Source organism: Campylobacter sp. BCW_4338, assembly GCF_001763255.1.
Taxonomy (GTDB): Bacteria; Campylobacterota; Campylobacteria; order Campylobacterales; family Campylobacteraceae; genus Campylobacter_D; species Campylobacter_D jejuni.
In genome coordinates, this window is record NZ_MJYJ01000043.1 from 12,120 (window position 1) to 30,978 (window position 18,859).

General features: G+C 28.6%; 23 protein-coding genes, 1 tRNA gene and 1 pseudogene. 9 read left to right on the top strand and 16 right to left on the bottom strand.

What is annotated here, in order from left to right; all coding sequences use genetic code 11:
* Positions 1-53 precede the first annotated feature (53 nt).
* Genes AJN69_RS04820 through mqnP form a run of 9 tightly spaced genes read right to left on the bottom strand, consistent with a single transcriptional unit; the run spans position 54 to position 5,727 of the window.
* The gene (locus tag AJN69_RS04820) at positions 54-710 is read right to left on the bottom strand and encodes a 16S rRNA (uracil(1498)-N(3))-methyltransferase (protein ID WP_002880850.1); all 657 of its coding nucleotides are present in this window, start codon (positions 708-710) and stop codon (positions 54-56) included.
* Between the two features lies 1 nt (position 711).
* Positions 712-1,119: a membrane protein gene (locus AJN69_RS04825; protein ID WP_002851635.1), complete on the bottom strand. Its 408-nt coding sequence runs from the start codon at positions 1,117-1,119 to the stop codon at positions 712-714.
* Positions 1,119-1,544: a cytochrome c gene (locus tag AJN69_RS04830; protein ID WP_002880848.1), complete on the bottom strand. Its 426-nt coding sequence runs from the start codon at positions 1,542-1,544 to the stop codon at positions 1,119-1,121. Before AJN69_RS04830 ends, AJN69_RS04825 begins: the two co-directional genes overlap by 1 nt.
* Positions 1,544-2,125 carry a 6-carboxytetrahydropterin synthase gene (locus AJN69_RS04835; RefSeq protein ID WP_070210173.1) on the bottom strand — a complete coding sequence of 194 codons (582 nt, stop codon included), beginning with the start codon at positions 2,123-2,125 and terminating at the stop codon, positions 1,544-1,546. Before AJN69_RS04835 ends, AJN69_RS04830 begins: the two co-directional genes overlap by 1 nt.
* Positions 2,122-2,865 (bottom strand): 7-carboxy-7-deazaguanine synthase QueE, encoded by a 744-nt coding sequence (locus AJN69_RS04840; protein ID WP_070248042.1) that lies wholly within the window; start codon positions 2,863-2,865, stop codon positions 2,122-2,124. The genes AJN69_RS04835 and AJN69_RS04840 overlap by 4 nt, the downstream gene beginning before the upstream one ends.
* Before the next feature lie 2 nt (positions 2,866-2,867).
* The gene (moaA, locus tag AJN69_RS04845) at positions 2,868-3,830 is read right to left on the bottom strand and encodes a GTP 3',8-cyclase MoaA (protein ID WP_002860981.1); all 963 of its coding nucleotides are present in this window, start codon (positions 3,828-3,830) and stop codon (positions 2,868-2,870) included.
* A 12-nt stretch (positions 3,831-3,842) separates the two neighbouring features.
* A complete protein-coding gene (locus AJN69_RS04850) occupies positions 3,843-4,358 on the bottom strand; it encodes a DUF6115 domain-containing protein (protein ID WP_044778712.1) in 516 nt (171 codons plus the stop codon).
* Positions 4,355-4,852: a hypothetical protein gene (locus AJN69_RS04855; RefSeq protein WP_002860983.1), complete on the bottom strand. Its 498-nt coding sequence runs from the start codon at positions 4,850-4,852 to the stop codon at positions 4,355-4,357. Before AJN69_RS04855 ends, AJN69_RS04850 begins: the two co-directional genes overlap by 4 nt.
* Complete coding sequence (gene mqnP, locus AJN69_RS04860; RefSeq protein ID WP_070239763.1) at positions 4,843-5,727, bottom strand: menaquinone biosynthesis prenyltransferase MqnP; 885 nt, start codon at positions 5,725-5,727, stop codon at positions 4,843-4,845. Before mqnP ends, AJN69_RS04855 begins: the two co-directional genes overlap by 10 nt.
* Before the next feature lie 70 nt (positions 5,728-5,797).
* Between mqnP and miaA the strand changes: the two genes are divergently transcribed.
* Positions 5,798-6,667: a tRNA (adenosine(37)-N6)-dimethylallyltransferase MiaA gene (gene miaA, locus AJN69_RS04865; RefSeq protein WP_070210600.1), complete on the top strand. Its 870-nt coding sequence runs from the start codon at positions 5,798-5,800 to the stop codon at positions 6,665-6,667.
* Here the strand turns inward: miaA and AJN69_RS04870 are convergent.
* The gene (locus tag AJN69_RS04870; protein ID WP_070287915.1) at positions 6,653-7,216 is read right to left on the bottom strand and encodes a manganese efflux pump MntP family protein; all 564 of its coding nucleotides are present in this window, start codon (positions 7,214-7,216) and stop codon (positions 6,653-6,655) included. The genes miaA and AJN69_RS04870 overlap by 15 nt on opposite strands.
* Before the next feature lie 147 nt (positions 7,217-7,363).
* On the opposite strand from AJN69_RS04870, the gene AJN69_RS04875 reads away from it, so the two are divergent.
* Positions 7,364-7,438: transfer RNA gene (locus tag AJN69_RS04875), tRNA-Glu, on the top strand.
* A gap of 135 nt (positions 7,439-7,573) precedes the next feature.
* On the opposite strand, the gene AJN69_RS04880 is transcribed toward AJN69_RS04875, so the two are convergent.
* Positions 7,574-7,756 carry a hypothetical protein gene (locus tag AJN69_RS04880; protein ID WP_070239765.1) on the bottom strand — a complete coding sequence of 61 codons (183 nt, stop codon included), beginning with the start codon at positions 7,754-7,756 and terminating at the stop codon, positions 7,574-7,576.
* Positions 7,757-8,022: 266 nt separating this feature from the next.
* Here AJN69_RS04880 and sodB point away from each other — a divergent pair, with 266 nt between their 5' ends.
* The 3 genes from sodB (at position 8,023) to AJN69_RS10315 (ending at position 9,444) form a co-directional block, all read left to right on the top strand.
* Entirely contained in the window at positions 8,023-8,685 is a 663-nt protein-coding gene (gene sodB / locus AJN69_RS04885) for a superoxide dismutase [Fe] (protein WP_002851662.1), read from the top strand.
* Between the two features lie 68 nt (positions 8,686-8,753).
* Entirely contained in the window at positions 8,754-8,972 is a 219-nt protein-coding gene (locus AJN69_RS10310) for a hypothetical protein (protein ID WP_002857297.1), read from the top strand.
* A 109-nt stretch (positions 8,973-9,081) separates the two neighbouring features.
* Positions 9,082-9,444: a hypothetical protein gene (locus AJN69_RS10315; protein WP_002870694.1), complete on the top strand. Its 363-nt coding sequence runs from the start codon at positions 9,082-9,084 to the stop codon at positions 9,442-9,444.
* 12 nt (positions 9,445-9,456) lie between these two features.
* On the opposite strand, the gene AJN69_RS04900 is transcribed toward AJN69_RS10315, so the two are convergent.
* The 5 genes and pseudogenes from AJN69_RS04900 to AJN69_RS04920 form a co-directional block, all read right to left on the bottom strand.
* Positions 9,457-10,662 carry a saccharopine dehydrogenase family protein gene (locus AJN69_RS04900; RefSeq protein WP_002881175.1) on the bottom strand — a complete coding sequence of 402 codons (1,206 nt, stop codon included), beginning with the start codon at positions 10,660-10,662 and terminating at the stop codon, positions 9,457-9,459.
* Positions 10,663-10,697: 35 nt separating this feature from the next.
* Positions 10,698-11,606: an ABC transporter ATP-binding protein gene (locus AJN69_RS04905; RefSeq protein WP_072223564.1), complete on the bottom strand. Its 909-nt coding sequence runs from the start codon at positions 11,604-11,606 to the stop codon at positions 10,698-10,700.
* The gene (locus tag AJN69_RS04910) at positions 11,590-13,206 is read right to left on the bottom strand and encodes an iron ABC transporter permease (protein ID WP_070239767.1); all 1,617 of its coding nucleotides are present in this window, start codon (positions 13,204-13,206) and stop codon (positions 11,590-11,592) included. Before AJN69_RS04910 ends, AJN69_RS04905 begins: the two co-directional genes overlap by 17 nt.
* Complete coding sequence (locus AJN69_RS04915) at positions 13,206-14,210, bottom strand: Fe(3+) ABC transporter substrate-binding protein (protein WP_002870690.1); 1,005 nt, start codon at positions 14,208-14,210, stop codon at positions 13,206-13,208. Before AJN69_RS04915 ends, AJN69_RS04910 begins: the two co-directional genes overlap by 1 nt.
* A pseudogene (locus tag AJN69_RS04920) lies at positions 14,207-14,337 on the bottom strand (hypothetical protein). The gene AJN69_RS04915 and the pseudogene AJN69_RS04920 overlap by 4 nt, the downstream one beginning before the upstream one ends.
* Before the next feature lie 222 nt (positions 14,338-14,559).
* Here AJN69_RS04920 and AJN69_RS04925 point away from each other — a divergent pair.
* The 4 genes from AJN69_RS04925 to AJN69_RS04940 are packed head-to-tail and all read left to right on the top strand — an operon-like array spanning position 14,560 to position 18,859.
* Entirely contained in the window at positions 14,560-15,402 is an 843-nt protein-coding gene (locus tag AJN69_RS04925) for a ChaN family lipoprotein (protein ID WP_052949929.1), read from the top strand.
* A 10-nt stretch (positions 15,403-15,412) separates the two neighbouring features.
* Positions 15,413-17,689: a TonB-dependent receptor domain-containing protein gene (locus AJN69_RS04930; protein ID WP_070248048.1), complete on the top strand. Its 2,277-nt coding sequence runs from the start codon at positions 15,413-15,415 to the stop codon at positions 17,687-17,689.
* 11 nt (positions 17,690-17,700) lie between these two features.
* Positions 17,701-18,462: a MotA/TolQ/ExbB proton channel family protein gene (locus tag AJN69_RS04935; RefSeq protein WP_070287916.1), complete on the top strand. Its 762-nt coding sequence runs from the start codon at positions 17,701-17,703 to the stop codon at positions 18,460-18,462.
* Positions 18,449-18,859, top strand: a complete 411-nt coding sequence (locus AJN69_RS04940; RefSeq protein WP_002851714.1) for a biopolymer transporter ExbD — start codon at positions 18,449-18,451, stop codon at positions 18,857-18,859. Before AJN69_RS04935 ends, AJN69_RS04940 begins: the two co-directional genes overlap by 14 nt.

Here is an 18,859-nt window from a genome sequence, read left to right on the forward strand (position 1 = left end):
TAAGCCGTGATTATAAATTATTTAACATAAAAAAGAGATTAATTTAAGAAAAGTTAAAGCAAAATTTTTGAAGCTATAGCTATAATAGCTGTTTGACTTTTTAGAATATTAGAGCTTTTAAGAGAGACTTTCCGGTTAAACAATAATCTCTCATCATTGTTAAATCCACCTTCAGGACCTATAAAATATAATTCTTTTTCATCGAAATGACTTTGTTGTTCTCCTTGAAAATCAACCATAATTGCATTTGGAAATTTTTGAACAAATTCTTGAGTGCTTTGATAGATAATTAAATCCATTTTAGTATTTCTACCGCATTGTTCACAAGAAGAAATAATGATTTTTTCAAATCTTTCTAAATCGATTTTAAAATTTCTTTGTGAAAAATTTGTAAAAACCAAATGTAACTTTTTTACTCCAAGTTCATTTAAGAAAGGTAGAGTTTTTTCTAAAATTTTAATATCTATAATGGCTAAGGCTAAGTTTAATTCACTTTGTTTTATATTTTGTGATTTTTTGTTTAACAATTTTAAAGTGCAAGAATTTCTTGTTAAATTTGTGATTGTATAGTTGTAAAAAAAATTATCTTGTAAATTTCTAAGATTTAGCTCCGAATTTTCCTTTACTCTTCTTACTTTTAAATGGTTAAAGTTTTCACCTTGAAGTTGTATAAACTCTTCTCCAGCTTGCTTGTTATACAAAAATTGCATTTTATAGATATCTTTCTATTAAAAAAGGCAAAAACAATAAAAAAATTTCAAAAGGTAAAATCAAACAACTAATCCATCTAAAAGTGGCATATTTTCTAAATCTTCTTGCTTTTTTAAAACAAACAAAGTGAAAAATTGCTAAGGCAAAAATTAAGATCCAAGAAAAAATCATTACCCAGATATTGACATTCATTTGAAATTGTTTCATTGCTGATAACAAACAACCTGTAAAAATAATCAAAGCTAAAAATAAATAATAAATTGGTAAAAATAATCGTATTCTGCGAATAAAAATAAATTCGGTTTTAAAATTTCCTTGTGTTAGTATAAGATAAAAAAGCATTAAAAAACCGCTCGCATAAAGACTATAAAGATGTAAAGCTAAAAAGAATTCGTAACTTTGATCCATTATTTTCCTTTGTTTATAAAATCAGCTAAATTTTGAATTTGTTCATCACTTAAAAAACTATGGTTTTTATCTTTTATCGTTTTTATTTTTTGTATAAAAATTTTATTGCCCAAGGTTTTAATGGCTGTGCTGTTTTTAAGTTTTAATTCCCCTTTTTCTCCATGACAAGTGGCACATTTTTGTTTATATAAAGAGTTGATAATAGTAGGATTGGCTTCATGTTCATCATCTGAACTTTGTGCTTCATCATCTACGGGTAAAGGCAGGTTGGAGTCACTTAATTCTGTTTTTTCATCGTTTTGTTCTATTTGGACTACTTCTTGATCTGTATTTTGAGTCTTGGAAATATTTTTTTCATCATTGGAACAGGCAGATAAAACTAATAAAAAAAAACTTAAGGCAATTAAAATTTTAGCTTTTTGCATTAAATCTCCTTTGAATTTATAAAAATTTCTTTATTTTTTAATTTGTTATAAAAATCTATATCATTCCATTCTGCTTTAATGCCATTGGAAAATTCTATGTCTTGAAGTGAAATTTTTGGCATTAGCTCACTATAGGCATCTTCTCTAAAACCTTGTGCATAGCCTGTTCTTGTTTCATGAACAATGATGCTTTGTAAAGTCACTCCTTGTTCTCCATTTACCATTTTTGTTTGTTTCAATAAAGCATCTATAAGTATGAAAAATACACGACAAAAATTTTCAGCACTTACATTAACAGGCAGGCAAATCCAACGACTTGAATATTTTTTCATTTCTTCTAAATATTTTGCGTCATCATATTTAAAAAGAGTGATAGCATGATCAAAACTATCAATAATTTGGCGTATATAGGTTTTTAAAAGTCCAAAATCATAGACCATTCCAGCATTATCTAAATATTTGCTTTCAAGTAAAATTTCAACTTTGTAAGAATGTCCATGAATGCTACTTTTGCAACGCTTAGAAGAACAAAATCTAACAATGTGTGCGTTTTCAAATTCAAATAATTTTCTTATAATCATAAACCCTCTTTATTGTTCCAAAGACGAATATGAATTCTATCAGAATAATTATAACCATTCTTAATACAAAATTCAGCAATTTTTTGAGCATTTTTTTTAAGGTTTTGCTCATTTTCACCCATGGGCATACAAAAAATTTGATTTGGAGCTTCTTTTAGAATTTCATTGATTTCTAAAAATGAATTATCAAGGGTATTGGCATCTAAAACAAATTTATAAAAACTATCTTTTGCGCAATTTTTAAATGCTTTTAAAGCTTTAAAATTTAATCGTTTATCTTTTTTTATCCCGCTATTTTGGAGTTTAACGCTTAAAGCAAAAATACATTCTTTGTAAAAAGGATATCTATCAAAATCAATTTCTATGCTTCCATTGCTTTCAAAGTGTATTTCGAATTTATTTTTTAATAACATTTGGATAAATTCTATAAATTCAGGATTTTCATAATGGATTAATGGCTCTCCACCTGTGATAACAACTATAGGATTAAAGCCTTGTTTTAATTTTATCACTCTTTTTAAAAGTTCATTAGCATTTAAAGTTTCATAACTTTCTTTAAAATCTTTTGTGAAAACAGCTCTTATCGTGTCACATCCGATGAGAGTTTTATTGTTTTTTGATATTTTTACATTAAAACCTAAACAGTTGAAATTACAGCCAGCAAAACGCATAAAAATAGCTAATTTTCCATTATATTTACCTTCTCCTTGAATGCTTAAGAAACTTTCAACAAGTTGCAAAATTAACCTCCAGTTTGATAAAAAGCACGAGATGAGGTTTTATTATCAACAACACTCCATTTATTTTTTTCTGGTTTATTTCTTAATACTTCTTGTAATATTTCTACAGCGGCTTTAATATCACCTTTTCGAACCGCTTCTTTTATACTTAATGCTTCATCAAAATAAAGGCAAGGTATTAACAAGCCTTCAGCACTTAAGCGTATGCGATTGCAAGAATCGCAAAATTCATGGCTATGAGGATCTATAATTCCGAATTCATAATCATCTGCCTTGTAAATACTCACAGGTGCTTTTTCATCTTTTTTTATAAGTTGAATTTGATATTTTTGACTCAAAATTTGTATAATTTCATCTCTTTTTAATCCTTGTAATTTACCATAAGCATGAGTATTTTCCATAAATTCTATAAAGCGAATTTGAGCTTTTTTTGATTTTGCAAATTCCAAAAGAGATATCAGTTCATCATCGTTTAAATTTTTAAGAGCTACAGTATTAAGTTTTACTTTCAAATCTAGATTTAAAGCTTCATCAATTCCAGATAAAACACTATCTAATACATCTTTTTGCGCAAGAGTTTTTGCTTTTTTGTGATCTAGGGTATCAAGTGAAATATTAAGTCGTTTAAGTCCAGCATTTTTTAAGTCTTTAGCAAAGTCTTTTAGTAAAAATCCATTTGTAGTTATAGCAAGGTCAATATCGCTTTTATAATCGCTAATCATTTTTATAAAAATACTTAAATCTTTTCTTAATAAAGGTTCCCCACCTGTTATACGGATTTTTTCAATTCCTTCGTCTATAGCCGCTTTGATAAATAAAAAAAGTTCTTCGAAGCTTAATAAATTTTCTTTTGGCTGATAATCGAAAGGAATTTTTGGCATACAATAAAGGCAGCGAAAGTTACATCTTTGTGTAACTGAAATTCTAAGATAATTTATTTTTCTACCGAATTGATCTATAAGCATTTATTTTCCATTCTATTTTATTAATTTCTTAAATTTTAAGACAAGTTCTACATTTCCAGTGCCAATGCGTAAATCTTTAGCGATTTGTTCTATGCTTTTTCCTTCTTTGAAAAGATTTTCTATTTTTTGTTCTTCTGTATCGTAATTTGGTGTAAGTTTAGCCATGCTTTGTGCTTTTTGTTCCAAATTTAAAAGACGATTTTGTTGTTCATTTTGAAAATCTTCTATGATATGTTCCATAGTTTTTAGTGTTCTTAAAACAGGAGTGATTTTTGAACTGATTTGTTTATCAAGTTCAATCATAATTTCTTCTTTTAAAAGAGAGATTTTATAGTCTTCATCCTCTTCGCTATCATCTTTAACCCCTAATTCTTTACGAAAATAATGAAGTTCTTTGGTAATATCTTCTATCACATTTTGAAGTTTTGCTATTTTTGCATTATTTTCTCTTTCTTTGATATTCATATAGGCTAGCATTGCAATTAAAAGCACAATTATAAAAACTAAATAAAGTACATCATCACTCATTCTTGGCCTTTCTTATTTCTTATCATATTTCTTTGAATTTCAACAACAAAAGCATCAAAAGCCATTTTGTCTTCGGGCTTAATTTTGATAATTTTTGCCAATGTTTGACTTTGAGCTTTGATAAAAATAGCTATTTTTTGATTATTTAAATCAAATCTTAAATAATATTCTTTATCTTCTTCTAAAATAGTATCCAAAAAATTTAGATATTCAAAATTCAAAGATTCTACTACCCCTTTTTGCTTAAGCGGTATAAGTTCTTTATTTTTATCTAAAGAATTTTCAAGCCTTAAAATATCTTCTTTTAGACTTAAAAGAAGATCAAAAATAATTTTTTCACCCTCGTCAAAATCAATGCGTAAAGCAAGTTTTTTCCATTTTAAAATTTGAGAAATTGCTCCAAGTTTTAGGTATTCTCCAAGAAAACGGTTATTTTCTATTTTACAACATTCTAAATGAGCTTCAAATCCTGCTTTAAAAAGTGTTAATTCCATAATAAATCAATCCAAATAAAAATAAAAAAGATAATACTTAAATAACCATTGAGAGTAAAAAATGCTCTATCAATATGAGCAAAATTCTTGTGAACAATTTTATGTTCCAAGGCTAAAATAATACCGCTTATAATTACCCCAGTAAGTGCTATTTTTCCAAGTGCTACACCCCAAACTTCCCACACAAAAAGAAGCCAAAATAATACCGCTAAAATATGGCAAAAAGCTGATATAAATAAAGTAGCCTTTGAGCCAAATTTAGTAGGGATAGAGTGAAGTCCTATTTTTTTATCATACTCCATATCTTGTAAAGAATAAAGCAGATCAAACCCAGCTGTCCAAAAAGTTACACCTAAACATAAAATAACGCTATAAATGTGAATTTCACCCATAATTATAACGCTTCCTGCAATAGGCGCAAGTCCTAAACAAAATCCTAAAACTAAATGCGCTAAAGAACTAAAGCGTTTAAAAGCTGAATAAATAGCCAATACAAAAAGCACAGGAAAAGACAAATAAAAAGCCAAGGTATTAATAAAATAAGAACATAATATAAAAATAAGTGCATTAATAATAATAAAAATCCATACGCTTTTTCTACCTATTTTTCCACTGACATTAGGACGATTTGCACAACGAGGATTATCCTTATCTATATCTTCATCCATTAAACGATTTGTAGCCATGGCAAAATTTCTTGCACTTACCGCACAAATAATGCCTAAAATCAATGCCTTAAAACCAAACCAAGCAGTGTCATTTGCAAGTTTTGATGCTACAATCATAGAGGAAAATAAAAAAGGCAAAGCAAAAATAGAATGCTTAAATACTACAAGTTCTAAAATATCTTTAAATTTTATCCAGAATGTGTTCATTTTTCTACTTTAAAATATTTTTTGCTATGATTTTACTAAAATTTTTATAAATTTTAGGATAAATATTAAAATGTTTTTTGAAATAGCATTAATAGGAACAACCGCGAGTGGAAAAACATACATAGCTAATACTTTAGCAAGAGAATTTGATGCTGTTGTTTTAAGTCTTGATAGTCTTTGTGTTTATAAAGAAATTAATATAGCAAGTGCCAAGCCTTCACAAGATGATCTTGCGAGTATAAAATACTTTGGGGTAAATTTATTGAGTGTGAATGAACATTTTAATGTTGAGCTATTCATAAGAGAATATCAAAAAGCAAAAGAATTTGCTTTAGCTAGAAATTTACCTCTAATTATAGTAGGTGGAACTGGATTTTATTTAAAAACTATGATAGATGGTTTGAGTGAAAAAACCTTAGAGTCAAAGAGTTCTTTAAATAATGATGAAATTTATGCTCTTTTATTAAATATTGATCCAAACTATAAAATAGAAAAAAATGATACTTATAGATTAAAAAAATGGCTGGGTATTTATGAGCAAACAAGAGAAATTCCTAGTGAATTTTTAAAAAGAACACAAAAAACTGGGGTGCTTAAAGATATAGAAATTTATGAGCTTGAGTGGGATAAAGAAATTTTAAAAAAACGTATTCAAACTAGAACAAAAGAAATGCTTGATAATGGACTTTTAGATGAAGCAAAAATTCTTTTTTCTAAATTTGATCATAAGCTTAAAGCATTAAATTCTATAGGTTTGAAAGAGTGTAAAGAATATTTAGATGGAGAAATTTCCTTTAAAGAGCTTGAAAATTTAATCTCGATACATACTACGCAACTTGCCAAAAGACAAAGAACTTTTAATAAAAAATTTCAAAGTAAAGCCTTGGAATTTGATAAAGCTTTAGCTACTTTAAGAATGAAATTTTCAATCGAAAAATAAATGTTCTACTAGAATTTTTACTCCTAATATAATTAAAACCAATCCGCCTAAAAGTTCAGCTTTATTTTTAAGATAAATTCCAAATTTATTTCCTATTTTTAGAGCAATGATACATAAAATGAAGGTAATAATACCTATTAAAAATATGGCTAATAATAAATTTACATTTAAAAATGCAAAACTTACGCCAACTGCTAGCGCATCGATACTCGTAGCAATTGCCAAAGCTAGCATGGTTTTAAAGCCAAATTGATTGGCATTACTATCGCAATTTTCATTTTCCAATGACTCTTTGATCATTTTTAATCCTATTAAAGAAAGTAAAATAAAAGCTATCCAATGATCAATACTCGCAATAAAAGATGCAAAAGTTATACCTATAAAATAACCAATAGTTGGCATCAAGGCTTGAAATCCGCCAAAATAAATTCCAACAATAAGATAATGTTTTAAATGTAGTTTTTTAACACTAAAACCTTTGCATAGTGATACAGCAAAAGTATCCATTCCTAAAGCACAGGATAAAAAAATAAGACTATAAAAATCCATAATAAATCCTAAAATTTTATAAAAAATTGAAGATGAAATTATAATCAAACAAAGATAAAAATCACATAATTTTGATATATTTAATTAAATTTTAAGAAATAAATATATATAATTCAATTTCATTTTTATTTTTTACTCCTTAAAAGTGGCCCATTCGTCTAGCGGTTAGGACATCGCCCTTTCACGGCGGTAACACGAGTTCGAGTCTCGTATGGGTCACCACTTTTTAATTTTTCTTTTAAAATAACGATTTTTTCATTTTTTCTATTAAAATTTAATAAATATTAATAATTTATTTTGTAGAATACGGATAGCTTTTGATATAAGTCTATTATAGACTTATATCAAGGCTGGGCATTATTGAGCTGGTGTTTGCTCTTTTGTTTTTTTGTGAGTTTTAGCTTCATGTTTTTTATCAGCTTTAGCTTTTGAATGATGAGCTTTTGTATGTGTTTGATTCACATCGCTTGGAGTATTAGCTGCAAAAACATTAGCTGCGAGAGCACCTAGTAATGCTGAGATTAGTACAACTTTTTTCATATTTTCCTCCTTATGAATAATTTTTAGTTGCAAATTAATTGTAATTATTAAAAACCAACAAATAGATATTTTTTGTAAAAATATTTCAAAAAATATAATTTTTTATATACATTTAAATTATTATTAAAATATATTATAAATATATCTTATTTTATTTAGATTAAATAAATAGAAATTTTACCCACTAAGCTTTTAAGATATTTTTACTCTTTTTAATATTATTATGGTAATATTTTCAATATCAAACTAAAAATAAAGGAGAAATTATGTTTGAATTAAGAAAATTACCTTATGATACCAATGCTTTTGGTGATTTTTTGAGTGCTGAAACTTTTAGCTATCATCATGGAAAACATCACAATACTTATGTTACAAATCTAAATAATCTTATCAAAGATACTGAATTTGCAGGTAAAGATCTTGTAAGTATTATCAAAACTTCAAATGGGGGCGTATTTAATAACGCAGCTCAAGTTTATAATCATGATTTTTATTTTGATTGCATTAAGCCAAGTACAGGCTGTGGTTGTGGCGGTTCATGTCAAAGTATAGATGCTAATTTACAAGCGGCGCTAGAAAAAGAATTTGGATCTTTAGAAAATTTCAAAGCTGAATTCATCAAAGGTGCTACAGGAGTTTTTGGTTCAGGATGGTTTTGGTTAGTTTATAATACTAAAAATCAAAAGCTAGAATTTGTAGGCACTTCAAACGCAGCTACACCGATTACTGAAGATAAAGTTCCTTTACTTGTTGTAGATGTTTGGGAACATGCTTATTATGTAGATCATCGTAATGCACGCCCTGCTTATTTAGAGAAATTCTATGCTCATATCAATTGGGAATTTGTTGCAAAAGCTTATGAATGGGCTTTAAAAGAAGGTATGGGATCAGTTAGTTTTTATGCAAATGAACTTCACCCTGTAAAATAATTTTAATCCTTTTTGTGTTAGAATGAATTTTGGCTTAATGTCAAAATTCTATACGAAAAGGAGCAAAAATGGATAATTCTTTATCTGCATATACTCAAAAATATGACAAAGAAGGTTATGGACTTCAATATCCTGATGGTCATGTTATAAGATTTTACGAGAGAATCTTAAAATACAAACTAAGCAAAACAAGTGGAAAATTACTTGATTTTGGTTGCGGAAATGGAGTGCATTCTAAGTATTTTAAAAATATAACTGGGGGGGGGTATAGAGCCTTATGGCATTGATATAGTTCCTAGTTTAAAAAAAGTTTGGGAAAAAGATCCTTGCTTAGATTCTAAAAATTTTCACATCATATCTCCTAATTCTAGCTTTAAAAAACTCTTCAATACAAAAATGGATTTTATATTTGCAAATCAAAGCTTATATTATCTTACAAAACAAGCTTTTAAAGAAGCTGTGCAAGAATTTTATGAACTATGCAATGAAGGAGCTATTATATTTGCAACTATGATGAGTGATAAAGGCTATAGTATGTATGAAAGAGGAGAACTTATGGATAATGGCTTACGTGAAGTAAAAGGATGTCCAAGTGGTAGATTGAGCGGTTCTTCATATATACGCTTTACTAAAGACATAGAAGAATTAAAAGAAGATTTTAAACCTTTTAAACCTTTATTTTGGGGAGATTATGAATTAATTAATCTATATAATTTTGAAGGCAGTGTGGAGCACTTTATTTATATAGGACAAAAGTAAGTGCTCTAGCACTTACTCTCCTAAGCTTGGAGTCATTTCGATAATCTTCCAAGGAAGTCCTTGAGAATTCAGCTCTTCCATAAAAGGCTTAGCGTCAAATTCTTCCATATTAAACACGCCTTTTCCTTGCCAAATCCCTTTAGCGATTAATTTCGTACCTATCATAGCAGGAACACCTGTAGTATAGCTCACAGCTTGTGCACCAGTTTCTTTATAACATTCTTCATGATTGCAAACATTATAAATATAAACTTGCTTGTCTTTTCCATCTTTTTTACCACGAATCACACAACCTATATTGGTATAACCTTTGGTGCGTGGTCCCAAACTTGCAGGATCAGGAAGTAAGGTTTTTAAAAATTCTATAGGAATGATTTCTTTTCCTTGGTGCATCACAGGTTTAATCCCTAGCATTCCAACATTTTCAAGGCATTTCATATGAGTTAAATAACTTTGTCCAAAAGTCATAAAAAAGCGTATTCTTTTTAAACCTTTGATATTTTTTACCAAGCTTTCAAGTTCTTCATGATAAAGCAAATAGCTATCTTTCACACCTACTTCTGGATAATCCCACTCCATTTTTATTTCCATAGGCTCTGTTTCTATCCACTTGCCATTTTCCCAATAACGCCCTTTAGCAGAAACCTCACGTAGATTGATTTCAGGGTTGAAATTGGTCGCAAAAGCATAGCCATGATCACCTGCATTGCAATCTAAAATATCTATATAAGAAATTTCATCAAATAAATTTTGCTGTGCATAGGCACAAAAAACATTAGTTACACCAGGATCAAATCCACTTCCTAAAAGTCCTAAAATTCCTGCTTGTTTAAACTCATCATTTCTCGCCCATTGCTCTTTGTATTCAAATTTAGCTAAATCAGGATGTTCATAATTTGCCGTATCTACATAATCAATCCCTGCTTTTATACAAGCATCCATTAAACTCAAATCTTGATAAGGCAAAGCAACATTGAGTAAAATTTGCGCTCCTGTTTTCTTGATAAGTTCTACAACCGCATTGCTATCATCAGCATCAATTTGCGCCGTTTCAATTTGAACCCCTAAACGCTCTTTGATAAAAGCAGCGATCTCATCACATTTGCTTTTTGTTCTACTAGCTAAAGTGATTTTGCTAAAAGTATCAGAATTCATTGCGCATTTTACAGTAGCCACACGACTTACCCCACCTGCGCCTATGATTAAAAGATTTTTCATGAAATTTGTCCTTAAAAGATTTTTAGGAATTTTAGCTAAAAATTGATAATATCAAAATTTATTTTTTCTTCTAAGTTATAATTTGAACTTAATAACATAAAAAATTCTATATTTTTATATCTTAACTTAAGTCTATAAAAAGCCCCTAAAAATTCTTTTTGTAAAATTTTAGCCTCAAAGCGATTTCCTATTTTAAGCTCTGCATAACCAAAAATATAATTTTTTGAAGCTATCCAAGCAAAAAATTCATCTTCTAAATCAAGTTTTTCTTCTATGATATTTAAATCAGGTAAAATTTGCGCACTTTTAAAATCAGGCTTAAAATAAAGCTCTTTAGGATTTGCATGAGCTAAGATTTTTCCTTTTTCTAAAAAAGCGATTTGATCAGACATGCAATAAGCATCTTCAATATCATGAGTTACCATAATAGCCGTAATGCCTTGATTTTCTATCATTTTTTTCAATTCTCTTCTTAAATCCTGTTTTAAATTTTGATCCAAATTAGAAAAAGGTTCATCTAAAAGCAAAAGCTTACATCCTCTTGCTATAGCTCTAGCAAAAGCCACTCTTTGCGCTTGCCCTCCTGAAATTTCATCGATTTTTTTATATCTTAAATCTTCAATTTCAAAAGTTTTAAGCAAATGATTTAAAATTTGATTTTTATCTTTTTTATCGTAAAGTGCAAAAAGTATGTTTTTCTCAACATTTAAATGAGGAAATAAAGCATAATTTTGAAACATCAAAGCCACTTCACCTTTGCAAGAAAACAAATCATAAGAACTAGCTTGTTCAAGCTTAGCAATAATCCTTAAAAGCGTGCTTTTTCCGCTTCCACTACCTCCTAAAATGCTTAAAAATTCTCCTTCTTTGACATGAAGATTGATATTTTCTAAAGCTTGTATTTTTCCAAAATTTTTAGATAAATTTTTAATTTCTAACATCATCTTTCCTTGTGATTTTATCCATCCAAACAACAACCATTAAAGAAAGAAAAACGATAAACAAGGAAGGCAAAGCTGCATCATAAATTCTTTCATCACTTGCAAACCAGAAAGCTTTAACACTTAAAGTTTCAAAGCCAAAAGGTGCTAAAATTCTACTTAAAGGAAGTTCTTTAATCGTATCAATAAAAACAATAATAAAAGCTAAAAATAAAAAATGTTTCATTAAAGGTGTGTGAATTTTAAAAAATAAAATAAAATAACTCGCTCTTAAATTTAAACTTGCCTCATCAATATTTAGATGAATTTTATTATATCCTCCTTCTAAAGAATAAATTGCACTCGCTAAAAAACGAATTATATAAGTAAAAACAAGAACAAATAAAGAATTTCCCAATAAACTCATGTGAAAAATTTTATCCAAAAATACAAAAAGCACTATAATGCTAATCCCTAAAGCAGCAGCAGGTATAGAATAACCCAAAGAACTTATTTTTAAAATAAATAAATTAAAAAAATGATTTTTAACTATCCTAGAACTAAACATCAAAAAATAAGCTAAAAAAGTGGTAATTAAAGCAGTGATTAAAGCTAAGATTATAGTTTGAAAACTGATAATATAAAATTGTGATTCAAAAAGCTTATGATCTTTTAGCCCCCAATAAACTAGCCAAATAAAAGGTAAAATAAAACCTACCAAAGCAATCATAAAACAATAAATACAGGATAGAATTTGTTTAATAGGATTTAATTTCCTTTTTTTGATAAAAAGAGTTAAATTTTGATTAAAACTATAATGATGTTTATTTTTATAATAATAATCCACATACATAATCAAAAATACAAAAAGCATTAAAATACCCGATAAAACACTAGAAGAATAAGAATCATTCAAATCATACCAGAGTTTAAAAATTCCAGCCGAAAAAGTATCCACTCCCAAATAAGCACTTGCACCATAATCACTTAAAGTTTCCATTAAAACCAATAAAGCTCCAGAAAAAATGGCAGGTCTTGCGCTCAAAAGTGCCACGCGTGTAAAAATTCTAAATTCAGAATATTTCATAATTTTAGCTACTTCATAAGCCTCTTTAGCTTCACTCTTAAAAGCTGTTTTAGCAAATAAATAAATATAAGGATATAAAGAAATAGCCAAAACAAAAATAACACCATAATGATTGAAAAAATCTATCCTAAAGCCAAAATTTTCATGAAAAAATCCTTGAAAATCCATAATTCCCACATAAACAAAGGCTAAAATATAAGCAGGTATGGCCAAGGGTAAAATGAGTAATTTTTCTAAAATTTTACAGAAATAAAAATCATAATTTGCGATCAAATAAGCAGAACTCACACCCAAAATCAAGCTTAAACACAATACTCCCACGCTAATTATAAAAGTATCTTTGATGAATTTTAAAAATAAATAATCAAAAAAATGACTCAAATTTTCTTTAATAGATGAAAATTGGGTTAAAACATTTGTGTTAAAATTTTGAAATAAAATATAAAAAAGTTCAGCAAAAATACCAAAAATAGGCAAAGCAAGAAAAAGGGCAAGTAAAATTGCCCCGAGTTTATAGTATTTTAAGGTTTTATACATTATCTAAAACCGACTTCATCGTAAATTTTAACAGCTTCTTTAATATTTTCTGCTATCTTACTCACAGGAATTTGATCTTCTTTAAAAGTTCCAAAATCCTTTACCGTTTGGCTTAATTCTACATCATTTCTTATAGGAAATTCATAATTACTATCAGTAAGAATTTTTTGAATTTCAGGACTTAACATAAATTCCATAAATTTTTTAGCCGCATCTTGATTTTTACTTGATTTTGTCATAGCAATACCGCTAATGTTAATATGCGTTCCTCTATTGTCTTGATTAGGAAAAATAATACCCAAAGAATTCCCCACTTCTACATCTTTTGGATTTTTAGAATTCTTTAAAAGCCCTATATAATAAGTATTCATAACTGCAAATTTAGCTTCGCCTGCAAATACTTGTCTGGCTTGATCTCTATCCCCACCCTTTGGGTTTGTCGCAAGATTCTCAAGTACACCTTTAGCCCATGCTTTAGCCTCTTTACTTCCATCATTAGCTATAATAGATGCTAAAAGAGTTTTGCTATAAGGAGCTGTAGCACTTCTCATGACAATTTCTCCTTTAAATTCAGCTTTTGCTAAATCTTCATAATTTTTCATTTTGCTAATGTCGATATTTGCGTTTTTATTGTAAGCAATAATTCTTGCTCTTTTTGTAATCGCAAACCATTCTTTATCCTTATCTCTTAAATGAGCAGGTATAAATTCTTCTAAATATTTTGATGAAACAGGGGATAAAAGTCCTAAATTTTTAGCTTCTGTAAGATTTGAAATATCAGCTGTGATGAAAATATCAGCAGGAGAGTTATTTCCTTCAAGAGAAAGCCTTTTAATAAGTTCTGAAGCTTTAGCTTGAGTATGATTGACCTTAATGCCTGTTTTTTCTTCGAATTTTTTTATGATTTCAAAATCAGCATCATAATGTCTTGCTGAGTAAATATTAAGCTCGCTAGCACCTAAAAATGAAAAAGCCGTTAAAAACATAAAGAAGATTTTTTTCATATTTTATCCTTTATTGAGAATTATACTTGGTTTTATTAAGATCTTTAAAATCAGTATGAGAATGTTCAGAGCAAGCAAAAGCAAAGCCAACGCATAGTAAAAATAAAATTATTTTTTTCATAGACATTAATTCCTTTTTAGATATTTTGATAAGAAATATTAATATTAAAAAGTAAATATAAAATAATTTAATAATTTTATAACTGATAAATATTTTCATTTAATTATAATAAATTTTGATAATAATTATAATTAATTAAATTTTAATATAAATATTTAAGAGTATTTTTATATATAAAATATTAATATTCAATATCAAAAATTATTTGCTAAGAAGGTAACAATAATAATGAAATTTTATATTATACTAGGCACGCTATTTATAGGTTTTATCTTTAATGCTTGTACCGTTTTGCAAAAATCATCTCCACTTCAAGAAAATAAAGATTTTTATATACTTGATATGCATACTCAAAAAAAGATTTCTTTTGAAGATATGATTTTAGAATTGCTAAAAGCAGATGTGATACTGCTTGGCGAAAAACACGATGAAGCAAAGCACAAGATAAGTCAAGTTATGATTTTTAATGCTTTAGAAGGAAATTTAAGTTCTCAAAATATCAGCTTTGATGTAGCTTTAGAAATGCTAGCAAGCACGGAACAAAATCACTTGGATAAAGCCTTAAAAAATAAAAAAAACATTAAGGCTAACGAACTTGCTAATGCGCTAAACTGGGATAAAAGCTGGAAATGGAAAGATTATGAGCAATTTGTCAATGTGGTTTTTTATTCAAGGTCAAAAATATTAGGTGCAAATCTTTCACGCTCAGAAATTACAAGTATTTATAATGGGGCTCAGCCCTTAAAGGGTTATGTTTCAACCACAAATGAAGTAAAAAAACAACTTTTTGACATTATATCCTTAAGCCATGAGTTAAATCCTGAAGAAAATAAAAAATTGGTAGATAAATTAGTAGAAATTCAGCAATTTAAAGACAGGCGTATGGCGGATGTATTGGTTCATCATCCAAATAAAGTTTTATTGCTAGCTGGAAGCTATCATACAAGTAAAAAAATAGGAATTCCTTTACATATACAAGATTTTAAAAGCAGCAAAAAAATAGTTGTAGTGAATTTAAACTATGGAGGAATGGATTTAAAAGACAGTGATTATACTTTTATTTATTATTAAGGAAAAATTAATGAAAAAATTAAGTTTATTTTGTGTTATGGGTTTATGTTTTGCTAATTATACTTTTTCCGAAGAATTAGAATTTGATAGTCTTGAAATTTCAGGCTCAAAAATCAAAAACGATGAAAAGCCCTTTGTAACTCCTGGAGCAACAAGCACAAGAGATAATTTAAATTCAAGCACTCAAAGTATAGATTCTATAGTACGTAGTGTTCCTGGTGCTTATACTCAAGTAGATCAAGCACAGGGGGGAATTTCAGTAAATATTCGCGGTATGACAGGACTTGGAAGAGTAAATACACAAATTGATGGCGTAACTCAAACTTTTTTTGGTTCTGCAAGTGATGATAGCTTTCATGGGCAAATTGGAACTTCAAGTTTTACAGCTCCAATAGATAAAAATTTTTTAGTCGCCTTAGATGTTAATCGTGGAACTTTTAATGGAGCAAATGGGGTTAATGCTTTAATGGGTTCGGCTAATTTTAGAACTATAGGTGTAGATGATATAGTACAAGAAGGAAGAGTTTTTGGTTTTTTGGGAAAATACTCTTATGGTAGCAATGCTATAGGGCCTGATTTTATGGGTGCTATAGCAGGAAAAACTATGTTAGAAAATAATGCTAATTTAGGCATTTTATTTGCTTATAGTGGACAAAATGTTTCTCAAAATTATAAAATCGGAGGTGGAGGCTATATAGGCGATCAAAAACCCCCAATTGACACTGATGATGATGGCATTCCAGATGATAATTTAGCAGCACCTATAAATCCAAACAATCTTTATAATCAGCCTAGAAGTCAGCTCTTTAAAGTAGAATACAAATCTGATATCAATGAGGCGATTTTAAACTATAGAGCTTATAAGAACAATCTTGCAGGTAGAAAGATTGCAAATGATACTTATCAAATTGACTATCGTTTAAATCCTGATTCTAATCTTTTGGATTTAAAATTTTTATTTGCTTATAATGACGGAAAGCAAAAGTATAATCAAGGCAGCACTTGGGGTTATCACGATATGAGTGGAGTTAAGACTAAAAATCGAGCGGTAACTTTTGATCTTAGCAATACCATGAATAAAGAATTTTCACAAGATTCAAATTTGTATTTTACTTATGGGATTAATATTTTAAATAATCATTATAGCAATGATTTTCCAAAAGATAGAGTGCTTTTGCCTTATATTTTGACTAGTTTTTATCCTAAAGGAAAACAAGATATTAAAACCCTTTATTTAGATACGAGTTTTACAAAGGGAATTTTCACCCTAAATTCTAATGTCAATTGGATCAATGCACAATTAAGTGGATATAAGGGAGTTTGTAGCATGGCTAATCCTTATTGTCAGCCAAAAAATGCGACAAATTTAGAAAAGGATTACAATAATTTTAATTATTCTTTAATGCTTTCAGCAGATATCCATCCACTTTTCAATCCTTTTATTTCTTATTCTAAAAGCCATAGAATCCCAAATGTTCAAGAGTATTTTTTTACTCATGATGCAAGTTTTGAGCATAATATGAATACATTTTTAAAGGCTGAAAGTGCAGATACTTATCAAATTGGTTTCAATTCTTTTGCACATGAAATTTTAAACAATAATGATACTTTAGGTTTTAAAGTGCTTTATTATGATACTAAGGTGAAAAATTATATTTATAATAGAAGATATTGGCAAAAAGCTGACAATACTATCTTTCTTATGCAATTAAATGATGATGAAAAAGCTAAATTCCACGGAGTTGAGCTTGAGTTTAAATACGATACGGGGTTTTTTTATTCTATACTATCTTATACTTATCAAAAATCCAAGCATAAATTTTCAGATACAGAATCTTTAGAAACAGGTGGAGCACAATCAGGCCAAAGTCAATTTGCTCAACTTCCAGAGCATTATGCTAATCTTGATATGGGTGTAAGATTATTTGAAGAAAAACTAATCCTAGGAGCTCTTGCTAAATATACAGGAAAAGCAAAGAGAGTAGCTCCTGTAGGCAGTTTGGATGATGATCCAAGTAATCCTGATGCTATGGCTCCGCTTAAAACTACAGATGAATTACCAAAAATACCAACTATCGTTGATCTTTATGTAAATTATAAAATTTTGAAAAACTTTACAATCAAAGCAGAGATACAAAATTTATTTGACAAAAACTATATGGATGCGCTTTATACTTATAATACTGGTGATAGTCAAAATGCTGGAGGGTTATTTGATCCTATTTATATTTATAATAACTCTGCTCGCGGCCGTACTTTTATAGTAAGTTTTGAATATAAATATTAAGGAATATACAAATGTTAAAAAAAATGTTTTTATTTTGTTTTTTATTGTTAAATTTAAATGCAGAAGTAAATGTAACAGATATAAATTTATCGTTTGATTCTCCCAAGATAGAAACCGAAGCACCTAAAATAGAGCTTTCTCTTTCTAGTCTTTATCAAAATGCTGATGAGGTGGTAAAAGGCGTTATTTATATATTGGTTTTATTTTCCATTTTAGCATGGGCAGTTTTTATTTCCAAGCTTATGCAATTTTATTTTATGAAAAAAAATTTAGACTCATCTATACAAAAGATAAAAGAATTAAAAAATCTCAATGAATTAGATCAGACAAAAGATTTTGCAGGTGTTTTATCTTTAGAAATTCAAGATGAGCTTGAAAAAAGTGAATATAAAAATGATCAGATAAAAGAGCGTATAGAATTGCGTTTACAAAATACCGTCTCAAAGCAAATCACAGTAAGCAAAAATGGTTTGAGTTTGCTTGCGAGCATAGGTGCTAGCGCACCTTTTATAGGGCTTTTTGGAACAGTTTGGGGAATTATGAATGCATTTATAGGTATAGCAAATCTTGGCAATGCTTCTTTGGCAGTCGTTGCGCCTGGTATAGCTGAAGCCTTGTTTGCTACAGCTTTTGGCTTGATAGCTGCTATCCCTGCGGTGCTTTTTTATAATTATCTTACAAGAAAAAATTTAAAACTTATGCACCATTTAGATGAGCTTGCAAATTTTGTCTATATACTTTTTCATAGGAGTTATTTTAATGATAAAAACTGAAATGGCTCACAAAGAAGAGGAGTTAAGTGAGATCAATATAACTCCTTTTATAGATATTATGCTTGTATTATTGATTGTTTTTATGGCTGTTACTCCTCTTATCACAAGTTCTATCAAAATAGAATTACCCAAGAGTTCGCAGCAAGCAGAGGATAAGCTTAAAAATCCCATCATACTTTATTTAAATACTGATAATACTTTGGCTATTAATGATGATAAATTAAGCCTAGAAAATCTTTCAAGTGCTTTAGATATAAAAACCAAAGGCAATAAAGAAGAAATTATTTATTTTCATATCGATAAAAGTGTAAAGTATGAAGATATTATGCAAGTAATGCAAAAATTAAAAGAGAATGGCTATGGAAAAATAGCTCTTTCAAGTAAAAAGATGGATTAG